The following is a 20,052-nucleotide window of genomic DNA, read 5'->3' as shown; positions in this document are numbered from 1 at the left end:
GCCTAATGAATTCAAATCTTTAGGTATCACCTGTTTACAAAATGATATATTGTTGATGAGTGAACTCTAAGTTGAGTTAATGAGGGTGGTACCGCGATTAAAGTCGTCCCTATTATTTCAACTTAGAGTTTTTTATTTTAATTTAAATGATGAAGGAGATTAAGACTTATGGATTACAAAGATACGTTACTAATGCCTAAAACAAGTTTTCCAATGAGAGGTGGTTTGCCAAACAAAGAACCACAAATTCAAGAAGAGTGGAAAGAGAAAGACCTATTTAATAAAATTTTAGAGAAAAATAAAGGGAATACACCATTTATTCTTCATGATGGACCACCATATGCAAATGGTAATTTACATATGGGACATGCCTTAAATAAAATTTTGAAAGACATCATCGTTAGACAAAAATCAATGTCTGGTTATTATGCACCATACGTTCCTGGTTGGGATACACACGGTTTACCAATAGAGCAAGCTTTAACGAACAAAGGTGTTAAAAGAAAAGAAATGTCTATAGCGGAGTTCCGTGAAAAATGTAAAGAGTTTGCATTAGAGCAAATTGAATTACAAAAAGCAGACTTCAGACGTTTAGGCGTTAATGGTGATTGGGATAACCCATACATTACTTTGAAACCTGAATTCGAAGCAGCTCAAATTAGAGTGTTTGGTGAAATGGCTGCCAAAGGATTAATCTATAAAGGGAAAAAACCAGTATATTGGTCTCCTTCAAGTGAATCTTCATTAGCAGAAGCAGAAATTGAATATCAAGATAAAAAATCTCCTTCAATATATGTAGCATTTAATGTAGTCGATGGTAAAGGAATCGTTGATGAAGATGCAGCGTTTGTTATTTGGACAACTACACCTTGGACAATCCCATCTAACGTTGCAATTGCTGTAAATCCAACATTAAATTATGTTCAAGTAAACGTTGAAGGTAAAAAATATGTTGTTGCAGAAGCTTTATTAGATACAGTTTGTGAAGCGTTAGAATGGAATAAAGAAACAATCGTCAGAGAGAAAGAATTTAGCGGTTCTGAATTAGAGTATGTAACAGCTCAACATCCATTTATCGATAGAACATCATTATTAATTCTAGGTGACCATGTTACAACTGATGCTGGTACAGGTTGTGTTCACACAGCACCTGGACATGGTGAAGATGACTATGTTGTAGGACAAAAGTATGGTTTAGACGTTATTAGTCCTATTGATGACAAAGGTGTATTCACTGAAGAAGCTGGTGAATTCGAAGGACAATTTTACGATAAAGCAAACAAAACAATTACTGAAAAATTAGATGAAGTTGGCGCACTATTAAAACTTTCATTCTTTAAACATTCATACCCTCATGACTGGCGTACTAAAAAACCAGTTATCTTTAGAGCAACAGAACAATGGTTTGCATCTATCAGCAAAGTAAGACAAGATATTTTAGATGCAATTGATGATACGAAGTTCAAAATTGATTGGGGTAAAACGAGATTATATAACATGATTAGAGATAGAGGAGAATGGGTTATCTCGCGTCAAAGAGTATGGGGTGTACCATTACCAGTATTCTATGCTGAAAATGGCGATATCATCATGACAGACGAAACAATTAATCATGTTGCAAATCTATTTGAAGAGCATGGTTCAAACATTTGGTTTGAAAGAGATGCAAAAGATTTATTACCTGAAGGATTTACACACGAAGGTAGTCCAAATGGAGCATTCACTAAAGAAACAGACATTATGGACGTTTGGTTTGATTCAGGATCAACACATAGAGGTGTTCTAGAAACACGTCCTGAATTATCATACCCAGCAGATATTTATTTAGAAGGTAGTGACCAATATAGAGGTTGGTTCAACTCTTCAATTACAACATCTGTAGCAACTAAAGGTATTTCTCCATATAAAATGTTACTATCACATGGTTTCGTTATGGATGGAGAAGGTAAGAAAATGAGTAAATCTCTTGGTAACGTTATCGTGCCAGATAAAATTGTTAAGCAAATGGGTGCCGATATTGCTAGATTATGGGTAAGTAGTGTAGATTACTTAGCAGATGTACGTATCTCAAATGACATCTTAAAACAAACTTCTGACGTATATCGTAAAATTAGAAATACGTTCCGTTTCTTACTAGGTAATGTGAGTGATTTCAATCCTGCTACAGATAGCGTTAAATATGAAGACATGCTTGAAATTGATCAATATATGCATAACAGATTAAATCAATTTATTGGTAGAACGTTATCTCATTATGAAGCATTTGATTACTTAGATATTTACCAAGATATTCAAAACTTTATTAACGTAGAATTAAGTAACTTCTACTTAGATTATGGTAAAGATATTTTATATATCGAAGAAGTTGATTCATTGAAACGTCGTAGTATGCAAACCGTGTTAAACGAAACATTAGTGAAGTTAACTAAAGTGTTAGCACCTATTATTCCACATACTGCTGATGAGATTTGGGGACATATTCCACACGTAGAAGAAGAAAGTGTTCATTTAACGAATATGCCTAATCCACATGAAGTTGATATTGATTTAGTTGAAAAATGGTCTAAACTTATGAAAGTAAGAGATGATGTGAACAGAGCTTTAGAAGTTGCGCGTAACGAAAAAGTTATTGGTAAATCATTAGAAGCGCATATCACACTTTCAAATTCAGAAGACTTTAATACTGTAGAATTCTTAAGTCAGTTCCAAGACTTACAACAACTATTTATCGTATCAAAAGTTGATGTAGTTGATGAATTAACAGACGGTGAAGCTTACGAATATGTTAAAGTAAAAGTTGAACATGCTGACGGAGAAAAATGTCAACGTTGTTGGAATTACTCAGATGAATTAGGTTCAGTTGGTGAACTTGATCATCTATGCCCACGTTGTCAATCAGTTGTTAAAACATTAGTATAAGAATTCAGAAAAGCACAAATCAAAATGAGTTGATTTGTGCTTTTCATTGTTTATGAAATTAACATTCCAGTCGTATTATGTGGTAAAATAATCAAGATTGGAGTGAAATATAGATGCGTAAAGGTTACAATATACCGATATGGAGTACTTTTATTATATTATTAATAGCAATTGATCAATTTACTAAGCTTTTAATTGTTAAATCATTAGAAGTTGGTGACTCTATAAAAGTAATCAGTAATGCTATATATATAACGTCTCATAGAAACCAAGGTGCTGCTTGGGGGATTTTACAAGGAAAAATGTGGTTGTTTTATATCGTTACTGTTGTTGTACTTGTTATTTTATTTATGTTCTTTAAAAATGAAGGATATGGTCAACCTGTTATACAACTTGGTTTAAGTTTATTAATTGCAGGATCTATTGGTAATTTTATAGACCGTTTATTTAGAGGCGAAGTTGTTGATTTTATTGATACATATATCTTTAGTTATAATTTTCCGATATTTAATGTAGCAGATGCTGCTTTGACAATAGGCGTAATTGTACTAATCATTGTGATTTTATTTGAAGGTAAGGAGGAAAAAGCTTGAATACATTTGAATTTAAGATTGAAAAAGATAGTGAAAAAGGCGTTAGAATAGATAAGTTATTACCTGAATTAAACCCAGATTGGTCTAGGAACCAAATTCAAGACTGGATTAGATTAGGTTTAGTTGAAGTAAATGGCAGTGTTATTAAAGCTAACTACAAAACAAAATTAAACGACGTAATCGTTGCTACTGAAAAAGTCATCGAAGAAGTAGACATCGTTGCAGAAGATTTAGGTATTGAAGTATATTATGAGGACAAAGATGTAGCGGTAGTATACAAACCTAAAGGCATGGTCGTTCATCCAGCACCAGGACATTATACAGGCACTTTAGTAAATGGTTTAATGCATGTTATTAATGATTTGTCTGGAATTAATGGTGAAATTAGACCAGGAATTGTTCATCGTATCGATAAAGATACTTCAGGTTTATTAATGATTGCTAAAAATGACATTGCTCATAGAGGCCTTGTTGAACAATTAGTTAATAAAACGGTGACAAGAGAGTATACTGCGCTCGTTCACGGAAATATACCACATGAATTTGGAACGATTGAAGCTCCAATAGGAAGAAATCCTAGAGAACGTCAAGAAATGGCTATTGTAGATGATGGTAAAGAAGCAGTGACACATTTTAATGTTATTGATAAATTCGAAAAATATACATTAGTAAATTGTCAGTTAGAAACTGGCCGTACTCATCAAATTAGAGTTCATATGAAACATATTGGCTTCCCATTGGTCGGCGATCCAAAATATGGACCTAAAAAGACGATGAATATAGACGGTCAAGCACTTCATGCAGGTTTATTAGGTTTTGAGCATCCAGTCACAGGTGAATATATCGAAAAAGAAGCACCACTACCTGAATACTTTGCAACAATATTAGAAAAATTAAGAAAGCACGAAGATAAAAAATAAATCGAACGTGTAAAAATACTTAATTAATTCAATATAAACTTTGACATCAACAGAAAAAAACGATAGTATAGGTTTAACAATTAAATCGTCTTTAACAGACAGTCCAGAGAGGCTGAGAAGACTTAATATGTACGTGTGGACCTATTTATAGGTACCAGTATATACTCATGTCTTCTAAAGACGTGAGTATTTTTTTGTGGAAGGAGATTGAATATGGCTGAAAGGTTAATCATGGATGATGCTGCTATAAATAGAGCATTAACAAGAATGTCACATGAAATACTTGAGAAGAATAAAGGTACTAAAGATATCGTCTTGTTAGGTGTTAAGACAAGAGGCGTATTTCTTGCGAATAGAATCGAGAAAAAAATCGAAGCGATTGAACAAGTTCAAGTGCCAACAGGTGAAATTGATGTGACACATTATCGCGATGATGTTCAAAATCAGCATGATGCAATTAAAGTGAAATCATTTAATATCGATGTTGATATTAATGATAAGCATGTCATTATTGTTGATGATGTCTTGTACACGGGTAGAACTGTCAGAGCTTCATTAGATGCTATATTAGATCATGCGAGACCACGAAAAATAAGTCTAGCTACCTTAGTTGATAGAGGCCATAGAGAGCTTCCAATTAGAGCTGATTATGTTGGTAAAAACGTACCAACATCTTCTAATGAATCAATTGTTGTAGAACTAGAAGAATTCGATAATCAAACAGCTGTAAAATTAAATTAAATAAATCCTTTTAAATCAGTACGAGAGACTGGCAAAGGAGTTTATATGAGACAGGATACATCTATTACGATAGGTGTCACTGTACCCATAGATCCCTTTGCATATCTTGTGAAGGGATCTTTTTTTGAATAGGAGAATGAAAATGTCACACAACGAAGAAATGTTTGAACGCACCGTCGAGCCAATACTTGATGTAAATGAAAAACCAAAAGCATCGCAATGGTTTTTCTTAAGCTCGCAACACTTGTTTGCAATGTTTGGAGCAACGGTACTTGTACCATTTTTAACAGGATTGCCTGTTTCAGCAGCACTTATCGCTTCAGGACTTGGAACATTGCTTTATATTTTGATTACGAAAGGTAAAATACCTGCATATCTCGGATCAAGCTTTGCTTTTATAACACCTATAATCGTGGGACTTAAGACACATGACTTAGGTGAAATGTTGGTCGCACTATTTATGAGTGGTGTGCTTTATGTCATTATTGGCATCATTATTAAAATAACAGGAACAAATTGGTTGTTAAACTTATTACCACCAGTTGTAGTTGGACCAGTTATTATGGTAATCGGACTTGGTTTAGCACCAGTTGCGGTTAATATGGCAATGTATACAGATTCTAATGCAATGGAAGGCTATAGTGGTGTTTACATTACAGTAGCGCTTATAACATTAATAACAACAATAATTGTCTCGGTATTCTTTAAAGGTTTCTTATCAATTATTCCAGTACTTATTGGGATAATTGTTGGATATATATCATCATTATTATTCGGAATTATAGATTTGAGTCCAATTTCAAAAGCTAAATGGATACAAATGCCTGACATTTACGTGCCATTTCATGATTACACACCATCTATACAATGGGGACTTATATTAATCATGTTACCAATTGTTTTCGTAACAGTTAGTGAGCACATTGGCCACCAAATTGTTATCAATAAAATTGTTGGAAAAAACTTTTTTAAAGATCCAGGCTTACATCGATCATTAATCGGTGATGGTGTATCCACAATGGTGTCTTCAATTATCGGTGGACCACCGAGTACGACATACGGTGAGAACATTGGCGTATTAGCTATAACAAGAATTTATAGTATTTGGGTAATTGGTGGTGCAGCCACACTTGCTTTAATTTTAGGATTTGTAGGTAAGTTTACAGCTATGATTTCTACAATCCCTACACCAGTAATGGGTGGTGTATCCATTCTGTTATTCGGTATTATTGCATCAAGCGGTTTAAGAATGTTAGTAGAGAACAACATCGATTTCGGTGATAATAGAAATTTGATTATAGCTTCAGTAATTCTAGTATTAGGAATTGGTAAAGCACATTTAGACTTCACAGGTATCGGCATTCATTTAAACATTGAAGGTATGGCTTTAGCTGCAACAGTGGGTATCTTGCTCAATGTTATATTGCCTAAGAAAATAAAATAATGCTCAGGAGGCGTGTCACTTGAAAAATTTATTAACTATGACTGATCTAACTAAAGATGACATCATGAACATCATTACAAAAGCACAAAATATTAAAGAAAATGGTGTTAAACCATTTGAAAAAGGCATGACGGTCGCGAATTTATTCTTTGAAAATTCCACTAGGACGAAATGTAGTTTTGAAATGGCTGAAAGAAAGTTAGGATTAGAAGTTATACCTTTTGAAACAAGTACTTCTTCAGTTCAAAAGGGAGAATCTTTATATGATACGTGCAAAACATTAGAATCAATTGGTGTAGATGCACTCGTCATTAGACATAGTGAAAATGCCTATTATGATTCTTTAGAAGGGCTTAATATTCCAGTATTAAATGGAGGAGATGGTAGTGGACAACATCCAACTCAATGCTTACTAGATATTATGACTATTTATGAAGAATATGGTTACTTTGAAGGCTTAAAAATACTTATTTCAGGAGATATTAAAAACTCAAGAGTAGCAAGAAGTAATGCAGAAGCTTTAACGAAGTTAGGTGCAGAAGTCGTGTTCTCTGCACCAGATCAGTGGAAATCAGACTTCTCAAATGTCCCATATGTTAACATTGATGATGTAATAGAAGAAGTTGATGTATGTATGTTATTGAGAGTACAAAATGAAAGACACGAATCAGGTGCAACATTTAGCACTGAAAAATATCATGAAGCGTACGGTTTAACAATGGAGAGATATGAAAAACTGCCTGAACAAGCGATTGTCATGCATCCAGCACCTGTTAATAGAGGTGTTGAGATAGATAGTTCATTAGTAGAAAGTTCAAAATCAAGAATATTTAAGCAAATGGAGAATGGCGTGTTCATTAGAATGGCATGTATATATGATGTACTTAATCACAAGGAGGAAAAAGTAAAATGTCACTTATAATCAAAAATGGAAAAATCTTATCAGAAGGTCAACTCATTAACAAAGAAATTGAAATCGAAGACGGTAAAGTTAAACGAATAGATGATTATATTGAAGTTACAAATCAAGAAACAATTGATGCGAAAGGACATTTTATTTCTGCAGGATTTGTAGATGTGCATGTACATTTGAGAGAACCTGGTGGAGAGCATAAAGAAACAATTGAAACAGGAACAAAAGCAGCAGCAAGAGGTGGGTTTACGACGGTATGTCCTATGCCAAATACGAAACCAGTACCTGATTCAGTTGAACATTTAGACCGTTTGCATAACATTATAGATGAACATGCTGTTGTAAGAGTGTTACCTTATGCATCGATTACAGTAAGACAAGCGGGTAAAGAACATGTTGATTTTAAAGCTTTAAAAGATAGAGGCATGTTCCAATTTACAGATGATGGTGTAGGTGTTCAAACTGCATCTATGATGTATGAAGCAATGAAAGAAGCGGCTAAAATTGATAAAGCAATTGTTGCACATTGTGAAGATAATTCATTAATATATGGTGGCGCGATGCATGAAGGTAAACGCAGTGAAGCATTAAATATACCAGGCATTCCATCAATTTGCGAAGCAGTTCAAATAGCACGAGATGTATTATTAGCAGAAGCTGCGAACTGTCATTATCATGTTTGTCATGTTTCTACTAAGGAAAGTGTAAGAGTCATAAGAGATGCTAAAAAAGCTGGTATTAAAGTAACGGCTGAAGTTACACCTCATCACGTATTGCTTACTGAAGAAGATGTACCTGGAGACGATGCGATTTATAAAATGAATCCACCGTTAAGAGCAAAAGAAGATAGAGATGCATTAATAGAAGGTTTACTGGATGGAACAATTGATTGTATTGCGACAGATCATGCACCACATGCTAAAGAAGAAAAAGAAGTTTCAATGATTGACGCACCATTTGGTATAGTGGGCAGTGAAACAGCTTTCCAATTACTTTATACACACTTCGTTAAAACAGGTAAATTCACTTTAGAACAACTTGTAGCATTCTTAACAACTAAACCGAGCGATACTTTCAACTTACCGTATGGTCGTTTAGAAGAAGGAAGTTACGCTGATATAACAATTATTGATTTAGAAACAGAAAGACCAATACTTGCTGAGGAATTTGCTTCTAAAAGTAGTAATACCCCATTTATTGGAGAGGTCGTGTCAGGTTATCCGATTTTAACAATTTGTAATGGTAAAATCGTCTATAAGGAGGAAATATAAAATGAAAAACAAACGTTACTTAGTATTAGAAGATGGTACGACTTATACAGGATATACGTTAGGTTCAGATGATTTAACTGTAGGTGAAATTGTATTTAATACTGCTATGACAGGCTATCAAGAAACGATTTCAGACCCATCTTATACTGGGCAAATCATTACGTTTACGTATCCTCTTATTGGTAATTACGGCATTAATAGAGATGATTTTGAATCATTAAGTCCGACTTTAAATGGTGTAGTGGTGAGAGAAGCATGTGACTATCCAAGTAATTTTAGATCGACGAAATCATTAGATGAAACATTGAAATTCTACCATATACCTGGTATTTCAGGTGTAGACACAAGAAGTTTAACGCGTAAAATTAGAAAGTTTGGCGTGCTTAAAGCAGGTTTCACAGACAACGTGGATGAAATTGATACATTAGTTCAACGTTTAAATTCAGAGCCGTTGCCAACTGATGAAGTAGCACAAGTATCTTCAGTTAGACCTTATATTTCTACAGGTGACGGTTATAAAATCGTACTCATAGATTACGGTAAAAAAGAAAATATCGTGAGAGAATTAAATAGAAGAGGATGCGATGTGACAGTGGTACCGTATCAAACTTCTATAGAAGAAATTATGAATATTTCCCCAGACGGTATCATGGTTTCTAACGGTCCAGGAAATCCAGAGAGTGTTCAAGAAACGATACAAACAATCGAGAAATTAGTAGGAAAAATACCATTTTTCGGAATTTGTTTAGGCCATCAACTATTTGCACTATCTCAAGGTGCAACTTCATATAAAATGAAATTTGGACATAGAGGTGCGAATCATCCAGTACAAAATTTAGAAACTGGTAAAGTTGATTTAACAAGTCAAAACCATGGTTATGCAATAGATGAAGATTCAATCGCTAACACAGATTTAGAAGTAACACATATAGCATTAAATGATAAATCTATTGAAGGACTCAGACATAAAAAATATCCAGCATTTTCAGTGCAATATCATCCAGAAGCATCACCTGGACCGCACGATTCAAACTATTTATTCGATGAATTTATTGAAATGATTAAATTACATAAAGCGAAGGAGCGTACAATCAATGCCTAAACAAACAGATATTAAATCCATCCTAGTAATTGGTTCAGGTCCAATCATCATCGGACAAGCTGCAGAATTTGACTATGCAGGAACTCAAGCATGCCTAGCACTAAAAGAAGAAGGTTATAAAGTTATTTTAGTGAACTCTAATCCAGCAACAATTATGACTGATACAGAAATAGCTGATACAGTTTACATTGAGCCATTAACGCTAGACTTTGTAAGTCGTATTATTCGTAAAGAACAACCAGATGCATTACTTCCAACGTTAGGTGGACAAACTGGTTTAAACATGGCAATTGAATTACATGAAAATGGCGTATTAGAAGAAAATAATGTGCGTTTATTAGGTACACAACTTACTTCAATTGAACAAGCGGAAGACAGAGACTTATTCCGTACACTCATGAATGAGCTTAATGAACCAGTACCAGAAAGTGATATCGTAAATGATTTAGAAGGCGCTTTAAACTTCGCTAATAAAATCGGCTACCCACTTATTGTTAGACCAGCATTTACTATGGGTGGAACAGGTGGCGGAATTTGTAATGATGAGAAAGAACTGCGAGAAATTGTTCAAAATGGTTTGAAATACAGCCCTGTTACACAATGTTTATTAGAAAAATCAATCGCAGGATTTAAAGAAATAGAATATGAAGTGATGAGAGATAAAAATGATAATGCAATCGTTGTTTGTAATATGGAAAACATTGACCCTGTAGGTATTCATACTGGTGACTCAATTGTAGTTGCGCCAAGCCAGACGTTATCTGATGTCGAGTATCAAATGTTAAGAGATGTGTCTTTAAAAATTATTCGCGCATTAAAAATTGAAGGTGGGTGTAACGTACAACTCGCATTAGACCCACATTCTCTAGACTATTATATTATCGAAGTAAATCCACGTGTATCAAGATCGTCAGCATTGGCTTCGAAAGCAACAGGTTATCCAATCGCTAAGTTAGCAGCTAAAATTGCAATTGGCATGACTTTAGATGAAATGTTAAACCCAGTTACTGGGACTTCTTACGCAGCGTTTGAACCTGCATTAGACTATGTTGTTTCTAAAATCCCAAGATTCCCATTCGATAAATTCGAAAAAGGGGAACGTGTTTTAGGGACACAAATGAAAGCTACTGGTGAAGTAATGGCAATAGGTAGAACATACGAAGAATCACTACTAAAAGCTATTCGTTCATTAGAGTATGGCGTGCATCATTTAGGATTACCAAATGGTGACGAATTTGAACTTGATTTTATTGAAGAAAGAATTAAAGCACAAGATGATGAAAGATTGTTCTTTATAGGGGAAGCGATTAGACGCGGAACATCTTTAGAAAGAATTCATGAATTAACTCAAATTGATTATTTCTTCTTAAATAAATTCAAACATATTATCGATATTGAACACGGCTTAAAAGACAATAAAGGCAACCTAGAAGCGTTACAATGGGCTAAACAATATGGATTTAGTGATAAAGTGATTGCACATAGATGGGAACAATCAGAGCGTGAAATTTATGACTTAAGACAAGAAAATGGCCTCAACCCTGTTTATAAAACAGTAGACACTTGTGCTGCAGAATTTGAATCTGAAACACCATACTTTTACGGTACTTATGAACAAGAAAATGAATCTGTAGTTACAGAGAAAGAAAAAATTATTGTGCTTGGATCAGGACCGATACGTATTGGACAAGGTGTGGAATTTGATTATGCTACAGTCCATGCAGTTTGGGCTATACAAGAAGCTGGATACGAAGCGATTATTATTAATAATAATCCTGAAACAGTATCTACTGACTTCTCTATATCAGATAAATTATACTTTGAACCACTTACTGAAGAAGATGTTATGAGTATCATTAACCATGAACAACCTAAAGGCGTAGTTGTACAATTTGGTGGACAAACAGCTATCAATTTGGCAGACAAAATTTCTAAAAAAGGTGTTAAAATTCTTGGAACAACGCTTGAAGATTTAAACAGAGCAGAAGATAGAAAAGAATTCGAAGCATTATTACAAAAAATAGATGTACCTCAACCACTAGGGAAAACAGCGACTTCAGTTCAAGAAGCAATTGATAATGCCAATGCTATAGGATATCCAGTTGTAGTCAGACCTTCATATGTACTTGGTGGAAGAGCGATGGAAATTGTTTATGCAGAACCAGAATTGAGAAATTATATGGAACAAGCTGTTAAAGCTAGTCCAGAACATCCAGTGTTAATTGACCGTTACTTAACGGGTAAAGAAATCGAAGTAGATGCAATATCAGATGGAGAAACGGTTGTTATACCAGGTATTATGGAACATATTGAAAGAGCCGGCGTACATTCAGGTGACTCAATAGCTGTTTATCCACCTCAAACTTTAACGGATGAGGAAATCGATTTATTAGTAGATTACACAACAAAATTAGCTAAAGGTTTAAACATCATTGGTCTCATCAATATTCAGTTTGTACTTTCTAAAGGTGAAGTGTTTGTACTAGAAGTAAACCCAAGAGCAAGTAGAACGGTACCTTTCTTAAGCAAAATAACAGATATTCCAATGGCTAAAATTGCTACAAAATCCATTGTTAACATTTCATTAAAAGAACAAGGTTATGAAAGTGGATTAGTACCATATAAAGAAGGCGTGTATGTTAAAGCACCGGTATTCAGCTTTAGTAAACTTAAAAATGTTGATATCACTTTAGGACCTGAAATGAAATCAACTGGTGAAGTGATGGGTAAAGATAGCACTTTAGAAAAAGCGTTATACAAAGGTTTAACAGCTAGTGGGTTAAAAGTACAAGATACAGGTACAGCATTATTTACAGTAAGCGATAAAGATAAAGCAGAAGCTTTAATGGTTGCGAAAAGATTCCATGAAATTGGTTATCGCATTTTTGGTACATCAGGCACAGCTAAATACTTTAAAGAACAAGGCGTTCCAGTATACACTGTAGGTAAAATTGGTGGAGAACACGATTTACTATCCGTCATTCAAAAAGGTGAAGTTCAAATCGTTGTGAATACGATGACGAAAGGGAAATTATACGAAAGAGATGGTTTCCAAATTAGAAGAGAATCGGTTGAGAACGGCATACCTTGCTTAACTTCATTAGATACTGCTAATGCTTTAGCAGATGTGATTGAAAGCATGACATTTAAAACGGAACAAATGTAGAGGGGGATTATGATGTCCAAATTAATGACAGTTGTATCTAACAATCAAATAGCAGACGCCATCTTCGAATTGAAAGTACATGGAGATCTTACGAAAAACATGAAAAAACCAGGACAGTTTGTTCATATTAAAGCTGGTACAGGTACTGAACATATGTTGAGAAGACCTATATCCATTTGCGAAGTGAATCGTGAAGAAGGCACTTTCACGATGCTTTTTAGAAGAGAAGGTCATGGTACTGAAATGATTTCTACTTTGAAATCAGGTGATCCAATTGATGTAATTGCACCGTTAGGTAATGGATTTCCTGTAGAAGAAGCACAAAATACTGCTTTATTAGTAGGAGGCGGTATTGGTGTGCCACCACTTTATGAATTATCCAAACAGCTGAATCAAAGAGGTATAAAGACAATTCATGTGTTAGGATTCCAAAGTGATAAAGATGCTTTCTATATTGATGAATTTAATGCACTAGGTGAGACGTATATTGCAACTGTGGACGGCAGCTTAGGTACTAAAGGATTTGTTACAACTGTTATTGATCATATCGAAACACCCTTCGACATTTTTTATAGCTGTGGACCAAAAGCAATGCTTAAAGCTTTAACAGAGCAATTAAGTGATGTTAAAGGTTATATTTCACTTGAAGAACGCATGGGCTGTGGTATTGGCGCTTGTTATGCTTGCGTTTGTCATACTGATGATGAAGCGGGTTATGTTAAAGTATGCACAGATGGACCAGTATTTGAAAAAGGAGCTGTGATCATATGAGTAGATTAAATGTAACTTTGCCAGGTTTGAATTTGAAAAATCCGGTTATGCCAGCAAGTGGGTGCTTTGCATTTGGAAAAGAGTTCAGCCAATTTTATGATTTGTCTGAACTCGGTTCTATTATGATTAAGGCAGCAACGCAACATTCTAGATATGGTAATGAAGCACCTCGAGTTGCTGAAACAGCTAGTGGTATGATTAATGCGATAGGTCTACAGAATCCAGGTGTACAGCATATAATAGAACATGAACTGAAATTTTTAGAACAATTCGATGTACCGATTATTGCAAACGTAGCTGGTTCAACTGAAGAAGAATATGTTTATGTAGCTAAACATATTTCACAAGCGCCAAATGTTCATGCACTAGAATTGAATATTTCATGCCCGAACGTTAAAGAAGGTGGCATACAATTTGGTACAGTACCAGAAGTAGCACGTGAGTTAACAAGAAAAGTCAAAGCAGTTTCAGAAGTTCCGGTATATGTGAAATTATCACCAAATGTTACGAATATCGTTGAAATGGCTAAAGCAATTGCAGAGTATGCAGACGGTATTACGATGATCAACACATTAGTTGGTTTAAGAATAGATGCTAAGACTGGTAAGCCAATCATAAGCAATATAATTGGAGGATTAAGCGGTCCTGCAATTAAACCTGTAGCGTTGAGAATGGTTTATGAAGTTAGCCAAAACGTTGATATACCAATCATCGCAATGGGTGGTGTAAGAACTGCTCAAGATGTCATAGATTATATATCAGTTGGGGCAGATGCAGTCGCTGTAGGTACAGCTAATTTCGAAAATCCTACTGTTTGTAAAGATATTATAGATGAATTGCCAACATTACTCGATCAACTTGGCGTGCAACACATTACTGAACTTAAAGGAAGAACTTACAATCAACAAGGAGTTGTGAAATAAATGAAAAATTCACCAATTATCGCTTTAGACTTTGCAACTCTAGAAGAAGTTGAACAGTTTCTAGATTTATTCGACGAGCCCCTTTTTGTGAAAGTAGGAATGGAACTCTATTTACAAAATGGTCCTGAAACTTTAAAAATGATTAAAGATAGAGGTCATGATATCTTTCTCGATTTAAAACTACATGATATTCCTAATACAGTAAAAGGCGCTTTAAAAGGGTTAGGTAAATATAATATTGATCTAATAAACGTACATGCAGCTGGCGGCGTGAAAATGATGGAAGCAGGACTTGAAGGATTACGTTCAACAAATCCAGAAGCCAAATTAATCGCTGTTACACAATTAACATCAACGACTGAAGAACAAATGCGAAATGAGCAAAACATCCAAACATCAGTAGAAGATTCTGTCGTTCATTTTGCCAAAATGACGCAACAAGCTGGCTTAGATGGTGTCGTTTGTTCACCTTTAGAATCAAACCTTATTAAAGAACATATCGGAAAAGCATTTTTAAAAGTAACACCTGGTATACGTTTAGAATCTGACAAAACGCACGATCAACAAAGAGTAACGACACCGGAAGATGCTAAAAGCTTTGGATCAACACATATAGTAGTTGGGCGTTCTATCACTCAGCATCAAAATCCAGTTTCACGATATCATGAAATATTACAAAGATGGGAAGGATAATATATGACACAAAATATTGCGCAATCACTATTAGAAATTAAAGCTGTTACACTATCACCTGAAAATCCGTATACTTGGAGTTCTGGCATTAAGTCACCAATTTATTGTGATAATAGGGTCACTTTAGCTTATCCAGAAATAAGAGAAACGATTTATAAAGAACTTATTGAATTAATTAAAGAATATGCACAAGATGTTGAAATTATTTCAGGAACGGCAACAGCAGGTATTCCACATGCTGCATTCATAGCAGATCAATTAGGATTGCCGATGAGTTATGTGAGATCTAAAAGTAAAGGCCATGGTAAAGGTAATCAAATCGAAGGTGCTGTAAGCAAAGGGAAAAAAGTAGTTGTAATTGAAGATTTAATTTCTACAGGTGGCTCATCAATTAATGCTGTAGAAGCTTTAGTAGAAGATGGTGCAGAAGTTGTAGGCGTCTTCGCAATCTTTACATATGGCATCAAAAAAGCAGAAGAAGCATTCAAATCAATTGATGTTCCTTTCTATACACTATCAAATTATGATGAACTTATTTCTGTTGCTGAAAAAGAAGGGTATATCCAAAATAAAGATATAAAAACTTTAAAAGCGTGGAAAGATACTTTATAATAAAGTCAAGATAAGGGGGGTCTTTATGAAAAGCCAACATAAACTATCTGCAGAAGAAAAAGAAGAGCAGATACAAAAATGGGGACATATTAATGATTTTCTAAAAAAAGATTCTGAAAAAACGACTGACTTTAATCACTATAAAGTAAGAGATCATAATTTGTATGAACGCACTGGATACTCAAATAATACGAATGTTAATAGACAAAGAAGATATGATTTAGATGACAAAAATATATTTAAAAGCATTAAAAAAGAACTCGAGAAAAAAGGGTTCTTTGAAGATCAAAAGCATCAAAATTAACACATGACACTATAGGAAAGCTTTGCTGAAATTTCCTTAAGTATGAGGTTGGGACAATAAATTGTCTCAGCCTTTTTTGTTATATTATTATTTGAAATAATTTAGTGATTTTATTAATAATTATTATAGAATATTCAGAAAATAGTACTACTTTTGTATAAACTTTGTTAAAATGTTAACAAATACACTAAAGGGGGCGTAATAATATGCGTAATAAAAAGAAAAAAATTACTGAACAGCTTTGGAAAGAAAGTGGAAGAACTAAAGAGATGTTGAAATTCTTTTCATCTGATGCATTAAAGTCTCAAAATAAGCCGGATCCTGAATTGAAAGCTTATAATACAGCTCAATTAATTGGATTGATATTAGGACCTTTACTATTTTTAGTAATATTGCTATTTTTCAAGGCAGATGGATTAAGTCAAACTGGTGTATATGTTATGGCAGCTACTTTATGGATTGCAGTATGGTGGATAACAGAAGCTATTCCAATTCCCGCTACGAGTTTAATGCCTTTATTCTTATTTCCATTAGGGGGCGTGATGGATAGTGAAACAGTATCTAGCGCTTATGGAAATGATATTATATTCTTATTCCTCGGTGGGTTTATTATTGCGATTGCGATGGAAAGATGGAATTTACATACGAGAATTGCACTTGTCATTATTAAAAGTATAGGTACAAGTACTGGTAGGATTTTACTAGGCTTTATGATTGCAACTGGTGCACTTTCAATGTTTGTATCAAATACAGCGGCTGTTATGATTATGATTCCAATTGGTATGGCGATTATTAAAGAGGCTAATGAGCTTACAGCCAATGGAAATGAAAACCATAGTTTAACTCAATTTGAAAAATCACTTGTTTTAGGTATTGGTTATGCTGGTACGATAGGTGGGCTTGGAACTTTAATAGGAACACCTCCTTTAATTATTTTAAAAGGTCAGTATGAAAAAATATTTGGTGAAGAAATAGGTTTCGGGCAATGGATGATAATGGGTGTGCCAACTGTCATCATACTATTAGCAATTACTTGGGCATATTTAAATTTTGTTATGTTTAAACATGATATGAAAGAATTGCCCGGCGGTAAAAAAATTATTACGCGAGAATTAGAGGCATTAGGTAAAACAACATATGAAGAAAAAGTTGTATTTACATTATTCTGTTTAGCTGCATTTTTATGGGTATCAAGAGAATTCTTATTAACACAGTTACCTTTTACGGAATTAGTTAAAGACGGAACGATATCTATGTTTATAGCTGTTATATTATTCTTAATACCGGCTAGAAGAAAATTTGCTAGAATTTTAGATTGGTCAATTGCTAAAGACTTACCATGGGGTATTTTGTTACTATTCGGTGGAGGTTTAGCTTTAGCATCAGCTATTACAGAAAGTGGATTAGACAAATGGATGGGTAAACAAATTTCTGGATTAGAAGGCATAAATATTATTTTAATCATCTCTATTGTAACGTTATTTGTATTATTCCTAACAGAAATCACATCCAATACAGCTACTGCTACAATGATATTACCGATATTAGCTACAATAGCAGTAGGTATAAATGTGCATCCTTTAGCATTAATGATTCCAGCTGCAATGGCAGCAAACTGTGCGTTTATGTTACCAGTAGGTACGCCTCCAAACGCAATTGTATTCGGCACAGATAAAGTGACGATACGAGAAATGGGTACAACAGGATTTTGGTTAAACTTAATCAGTTGTGTTATTATCGTTGGCTTCGTGATGTTTATGGTACCTTGGTTGTTCGGAATCGATTTATAAGCTATTAAATAAAATAATTAAAAGCCACGATGCAAAATTTGATTTTGCATCGTGGCTTTTTGTATAACACTAGTCCATAAATAGTTTAATGAAGACATACCCGATTATAATAACAGCGAGCATGATGACGATAGGTAACAATAATGAAAATGACATAAAATCTCTCCTTTGTCTTTGGCTCTTATTACGATTATACTAAAAGATATAAGATATAAGAAATTTTTAAAATATGATATTGGAGTGTTCATTATATGATACCAAAAATAACGACCTTTTTAATGTTTAATGGTGAAGCAGAAGAAGCTATTAACTTTTATACATCCATTTTTCAAGACAGTGAAATTTTAACTATGGTTAAATATGGCGAGGATGGACCTGGAGAGCCAGGTACAGTACAACATTCTATTTTTAAAATAAATGGACAAATCTTTATGGCGATTGATCAAAGTAATGGTTAGTCTTGTTACTACATATTAGATATTAAAGTTTACCTTCATAGAATCATTATATATGCGTATGTCTTTAATCAGTATGTGTAGCGAGTTTTTCAATGCTTCACGGTCATCTACCCAGTCAATATCTTTAAAATTACTTAGATGCTTCAATACTACTTCTTTATTAACATCTACTGTAGAATCACGCATTGTTTTTTCAATAAGACATTTTTCATCTCCTAATTCTTTGTGTTTAACATCTAACGTTTTCTTATCAATGTTGCTATCAATATATAGATTCATCAACTTTTCAATCTTAGTATCAATATCTTTAATTTGCTTTTCATATATTATATGGTCGTCATTTTTAGTTTCGTAATCACGAATAATCTTCGTTGAGTCTAATTTCTTCACTTCATTAATCACTTTATCCTCGACTAATTGCGCAGTGTGATAGACCGATTCACATTCATGACTGAAGTTACTATTAATAACTTTTTTTCTTCGCTTAATTTCTTTTGAATAGCAACAATAATAAGTGTAGTAAGTTCCGTCTTTTTTCTTAGATCCCGTCTTACCAATCATATTCTCGCCACAATATCCACACTTCAACAGTTTAGGTAATAGGTAACGTGTTATGCTCATATCCCTATTAACCGTCCTAGTTTGTCTTAACTTTTGTACAGTATTAAATGTATGCTCGTCAATTATTGGTTCGTGTATGCCTTTATACGTTTTACTGTTGTAATCTATCATACCTATATAAACTGAGTTTTTAAGTAGCTTACTAATGTTGCTAGGATCTTTGATAACACCTGGCATTTCCTTGCTCAACTTTTTATATATGTTGAAGTAGCCTTCGCCTTCAACATACAACTGAAACATACGTCTAACGAACAATGCTTCGTATTCATTGATGACAAGTTTACCATCTTTATAATCATATCCCGCCACCTTACCTGATCCACCACCAGCGCCATGCCATAAGCCTTTTTTAAGCCTTTGTTCTCTACCCATTATCATACGTTCTTTTATGTTCTCACGCTCTAATTGAGCAAATACAGATAGCATACCGACCATTGCACGACCAAATGGGGTAGAAGTATCGAACGATTCCGATAAGCTGATAAGTGCTACATCATTCTTCAAGAATTTTTCTTCAATTAGATACAGTGTATCTTTTTGTGATCTACTCAATCTATCCAATTTATAAATCAATATGTTAGATATTTTACCCTGCTCAACTTCTTTGATCAATAAATCTAGCGCTGGTCTCTTAGTATTAGATCCACTATAACCAGCATCAGTAAATACTTTGATATTACCGAACCCTTTAGCCTTAGCATAGGCTCGTAGCTTATCCTCTTGTCCTGTAATGCTATATCCAGTAGTAGCTTGTTCTTGCGTGGATACTCTTAAATACAATGCGGTTTTCAAGTTTATTCCTCCTTATAAG

16 protein-coding genes and 1 pseudogene are annotated in these 20,052 nt (G+C 34.2%); 16 read left to right on the top strand and 1 reads right to left on the bottom strand.

The genetic code is table 11. The annotated features are described in order from the left end of the window. The first annotated feature begins 168 nt into the window (after positions 1 to 168). The 16 genes and pseudogenes from ileS to LQ598_RS03815 all read left to right on the top strand — a co-directional run. Positions 169 to 2,919: an isoleucine--tRNA ligase gene (gene ileS / locus LQ598_RS03890; RefSeq protein ID WP_107536482.1), complete on the top strand. Its 2,751-nt coding sequence runs from the start codon at positions 169 to 171 to the stop codon at positions 2,917 to 2,919. 113 nt (positions 2,920 to 3,032) lie between these two features. Next, positions 3,033 to 3,512 (top strand): signal peptidase II, encoded by a 480-nt coding sequence (gene lspA / locus LQ598_RS03885; protein WP_103322454.1) that lies wholly within the window; start codon positions 3,033 to 3,035, stop codon positions 3,510 to 3,512. Next, positions 3,509 to 4,432 (top strand): RluA family pseudouridine synthase, encoded by a 924-nt coding sequence (locus tag LQ598_RS03880; protein WP_239745251.1) that lies wholly within the window; start codon positions 3,509 to 3,511, stop codon positions 4,430 to 4,432. The genes lspA and LQ598_RS03880 overlap by 4 nt, the downstream gene beginning before the upstream one ends. A 213-nt stretch (positions 4,433 to 4,645) precedes the next feature. Then, a complete protein-coding gene (gene pyrR, locus LQ598_RS03875; protein ID WP_016911063.1) occupies positions 4,646 to 5,173 on the top strand; it encodes a bifunctional pyr operon transcriptional regulator/uracil phosphoribosyltransferase PyrR in 528 nt (175 codons plus the stop codon). A 142-nt stretch (positions 5,174 to 5,315) separates the two neighbouring features. Continuing rightward, on the top strand, positions 5,316 to 6,617 hold the full coding sequence (locus LQ598_RS03870) for a uracil-xanthine permease family protein (protein WP_016911062.1): 1,302 nt from the start codon (positions 5,316 to 5,318) through the stop codon (positions 6,615 to 6,617). Between the two features lie 19 nt (positions 6,618 to 6,636). Continuing rightward, positions 6,637 to 7,539, top strand: coding sequence for an aspartate carbamoyltransferase catalytic subunit (locus LQ598_RS03865; protein ID WP_239745250.1), 903 nt, complete (start codon positions 6,637 to 6,639; stop codon positions 7,537 to 7,539). Further along, the gene (locus tag LQ598_RS03860) at positions 7,527 to 8,801 is read left to right on the top strand and encodes a dihydroorotase (protein WP_239745249.1); all 1,275 of its coding nucleotides are present in this window, start codon (positions 7,527 to 7,529) and stop codon (positions 8,799 to 8,801) included. The genes LQ598_RS03865 and LQ598_RS03860 overlap by 13 nt, the downstream gene beginning before the upstream one ends. Before the next feature lies 1 nt (position 8,802). Then, positions 8,803 to 9,903 carry a carbamoyl phosphate synthase small subunit gene (locus LQ598_RS03855; protein ID WP_119596124.1) on the top strand — a complete coding sequence of 367 codons (1,101 nt, stop codon included), beginning with the start codon at positions 8,803 to 8,805 and terminating at the stop codon, positions 9,901 to 9,903. Beyond that, entirely contained in the window at positions 9,896 to 13,069 is a 3,174-nt protein-coding gene (gene carB, locus LQ598_RS03850) for a carbamoyl-phosphate synthase large subunit (RefSeq protein ID WP_016911058.1), read from the top strand. Before LQ598_RS03855 ends, carB begins: the two co-directional genes overlap by 8 nt. Before the next feature lie 12 nt (positions 13,070 to 13,081). Continuing rightward, entirely contained in the window at positions 13,082 to 13,840 is a 759-nt protein-coding gene (locus tag LQ598_RS03845) for a dihydroorotate dehydrogenase electron transfer subunit (protein WP_103322458.1), read from the top strand. Continuing rightward, positions 13,837 to 14,763: a dihydroorotate dehydrogenase gene (locus LQ598_RS03840; protein WP_239745248.1), complete on the top strand. Its 927-nt coding sequence runs from the start codon at positions 13,837 to 13,839 to the stop codon at positions 14,761 to 14,763. Before LQ598_RS03845 ends, LQ598_RS03840 begins: the two co-directional genes overlap by 4 nt. Continuing rightward, positions 14,764 to 15,456 (top strand): orotidine-5'-phosphate decarboxylase, encoded by a 693-nt coding sequence (gene pyrF, locus LQ598_RS03835; RefSeq protein ID WP_016911055.1) that lies wholly within the window; start codon positions 14,764 to 14,766, stop codon positions 15,454 to 15,456. A 3-nt stretch (positions 15,457 to 15,459) separates the two neighbouring features. Continuing rightward, positions 15,460 to 16,068, top strand: a complete 609-nt coding sequence (pyrE, locus tag LQ598_RS03830) for an orotate phosphoribosyltransferase (protein WP_239745247.1) — start codon at positions 15,460 to 15,462, stop codon at positions 16,066 to 16,068. A 25-nt stretch (positions 16,069 to 16,093) separates the two neighbouring features. Beyond that, a complete protein-coding gene (locus LQ598_RS03825) occupies positions 16,094 to 16,372 on the top strand; it encodes a hypothetical protein (RefSeq protein WP_239745246.1) in 279 nt (92 codons plus the stop codon). Positions 16,373 to 16,578: 206 nt separating this feature from the next. Further along, positions 16,579 to 18,162 (top strand): SLC13 family permease, encoded by a 1,584-nt coding sequence (locus LQ598_RS03820; protein ID WP_481817245.1) that lies wholly within the window; start codon positions 16,579 to 16,581, stop codon positions 18,160 to 18,162. 251 nt (positions 18,163 to 18,413) lie between these two features. Continuing rightward, positions 18,414 to 18,617 (top strand): annotated as a pseudogene (locus tag LQ598_RS03815) (VOC family protein); the annotation flags it as partial. An 18-nt stretch (positions 18,618 to 18,635) separates the two neighbouring features. Here LQ598_RS03815 and LQ598_RS03810 read toward each other — a convergent pair. Continuing rightward, complete coding sequence (locus tag LQ598_RS03810) at positions 18,636 to 20,033, bottom strand: recombinase family protein (RefSeq protein ID WP_239745245.1); 1,398 nt, start codon at positions 20,031 to 20,033, stop codon at positions 18,636 to 18,638. Between the last annotated feature and the right edge of the window lie 19 nt (positions 20,034 to 20,052).

Source organism: Mammaliicoccus sp. F-M27 (genome assembly GCF_022387115.1).
In the GTDB taxonomy this organism is placed as follows: domain Bacteria; phylum Bacillota; class Bacilli; order Staphylococcales; family Staphylococcaceae; genus Mammaliicoccus; species Mammaliicoccus vitulinus.
This window is presented reverse-complemented; position numbering and strand designations above follow the sequence as displayed.

Excerpts from the sequence above, each read along its gene's own strand:
- ileS (WP_107536482.1), top strand. The coding sequence starts at position 169 with ATGGATTACAAAGATACGTTACTAATGCCTAAAACAAGTTTTCCAATG.
- LQ598_RS03855 (WP_119596124.1), top strand. The coding sequence starts at position 8,803 with ATGAAAAACAAACGTTACTTAGTATTAGAAGATGGTACGACTTATACA.
- pyrE (WP_239745247.1), top strand. The coding sequence starts at position 15,460 with ATGACACAAAATATTGCGCAATCACTATTAGAAATTAAAGCTGTTACA.
- LQ598_RS03845 (WP_103322458.1), top strand. The coding sequence starts at position 13,082 with ATGTCCAAATTAATGACAGTTGTATCTAACAATCAAATAGCAGACGCC.
- LQ598_RS03840 (WP_239745248.1), top strand. The coding sequence starts at position 13,837 with ATGAGTAGATTAAATGTAACTTTGCCAGGTTTGAATTTGAAAAATCCG.
- LQ598_RS03820 (WP_481817245.1), top strand. The coding sequence starts at position 16,579 with ATGCGTAATAAAAAGAAAAAAATTACTGAACAGCTTTGGAAAGAAAGT.
- LQ598_RS03870 (WP_016911062.1), top strand. The coding sequence starts at position 5,316 with ATGTCACACAACGAAGAAATGTTTGAACGCACCGTCGAGCCAATACTT.
- pyrF (WP_016911055.1), top strand. The coding sequence starts at position 14,764 with ATGAAAAATTCACCAATTATCGCTTTAGACTTTGCAACTCTAGAAGAA.
- lspA (WP_103322454.1), top strand. The coding sequence starts at position 3,033 with ATGCGTAAAGGTTACAATATACCGATATGGAGTACTTTTATTATATTA.
- LQ598_RS03860 (WP_239745249.1), top strand. The coding sequence starts at position 7,527 with ATGTCACTTATAATCAAAAATGGAAAAATCTTATCAGAAGGTCAACTC.
- pyrR (WP_016911063.1), top strand. The coding sequence starts at position 4,646 with ATGGCTGAAAGGTTAATCATGGATGATGCTGCTATAAATAGAGCATTA.
- carB (WP_016911058.1), top strand. The coding sequence starts at position 9,896 with ATGCCTAAACAAACAGATATTAAATCCATCCTAGTAATTGGTTCAGGT.
- LQ598_RS03825 (WP_239745246.1), top strand. The coding sequence starts at position 16,094 with ATGAAAAGCCAACATAAACTATCTGCAGAAGAAAAAGAAGAGCAGATA.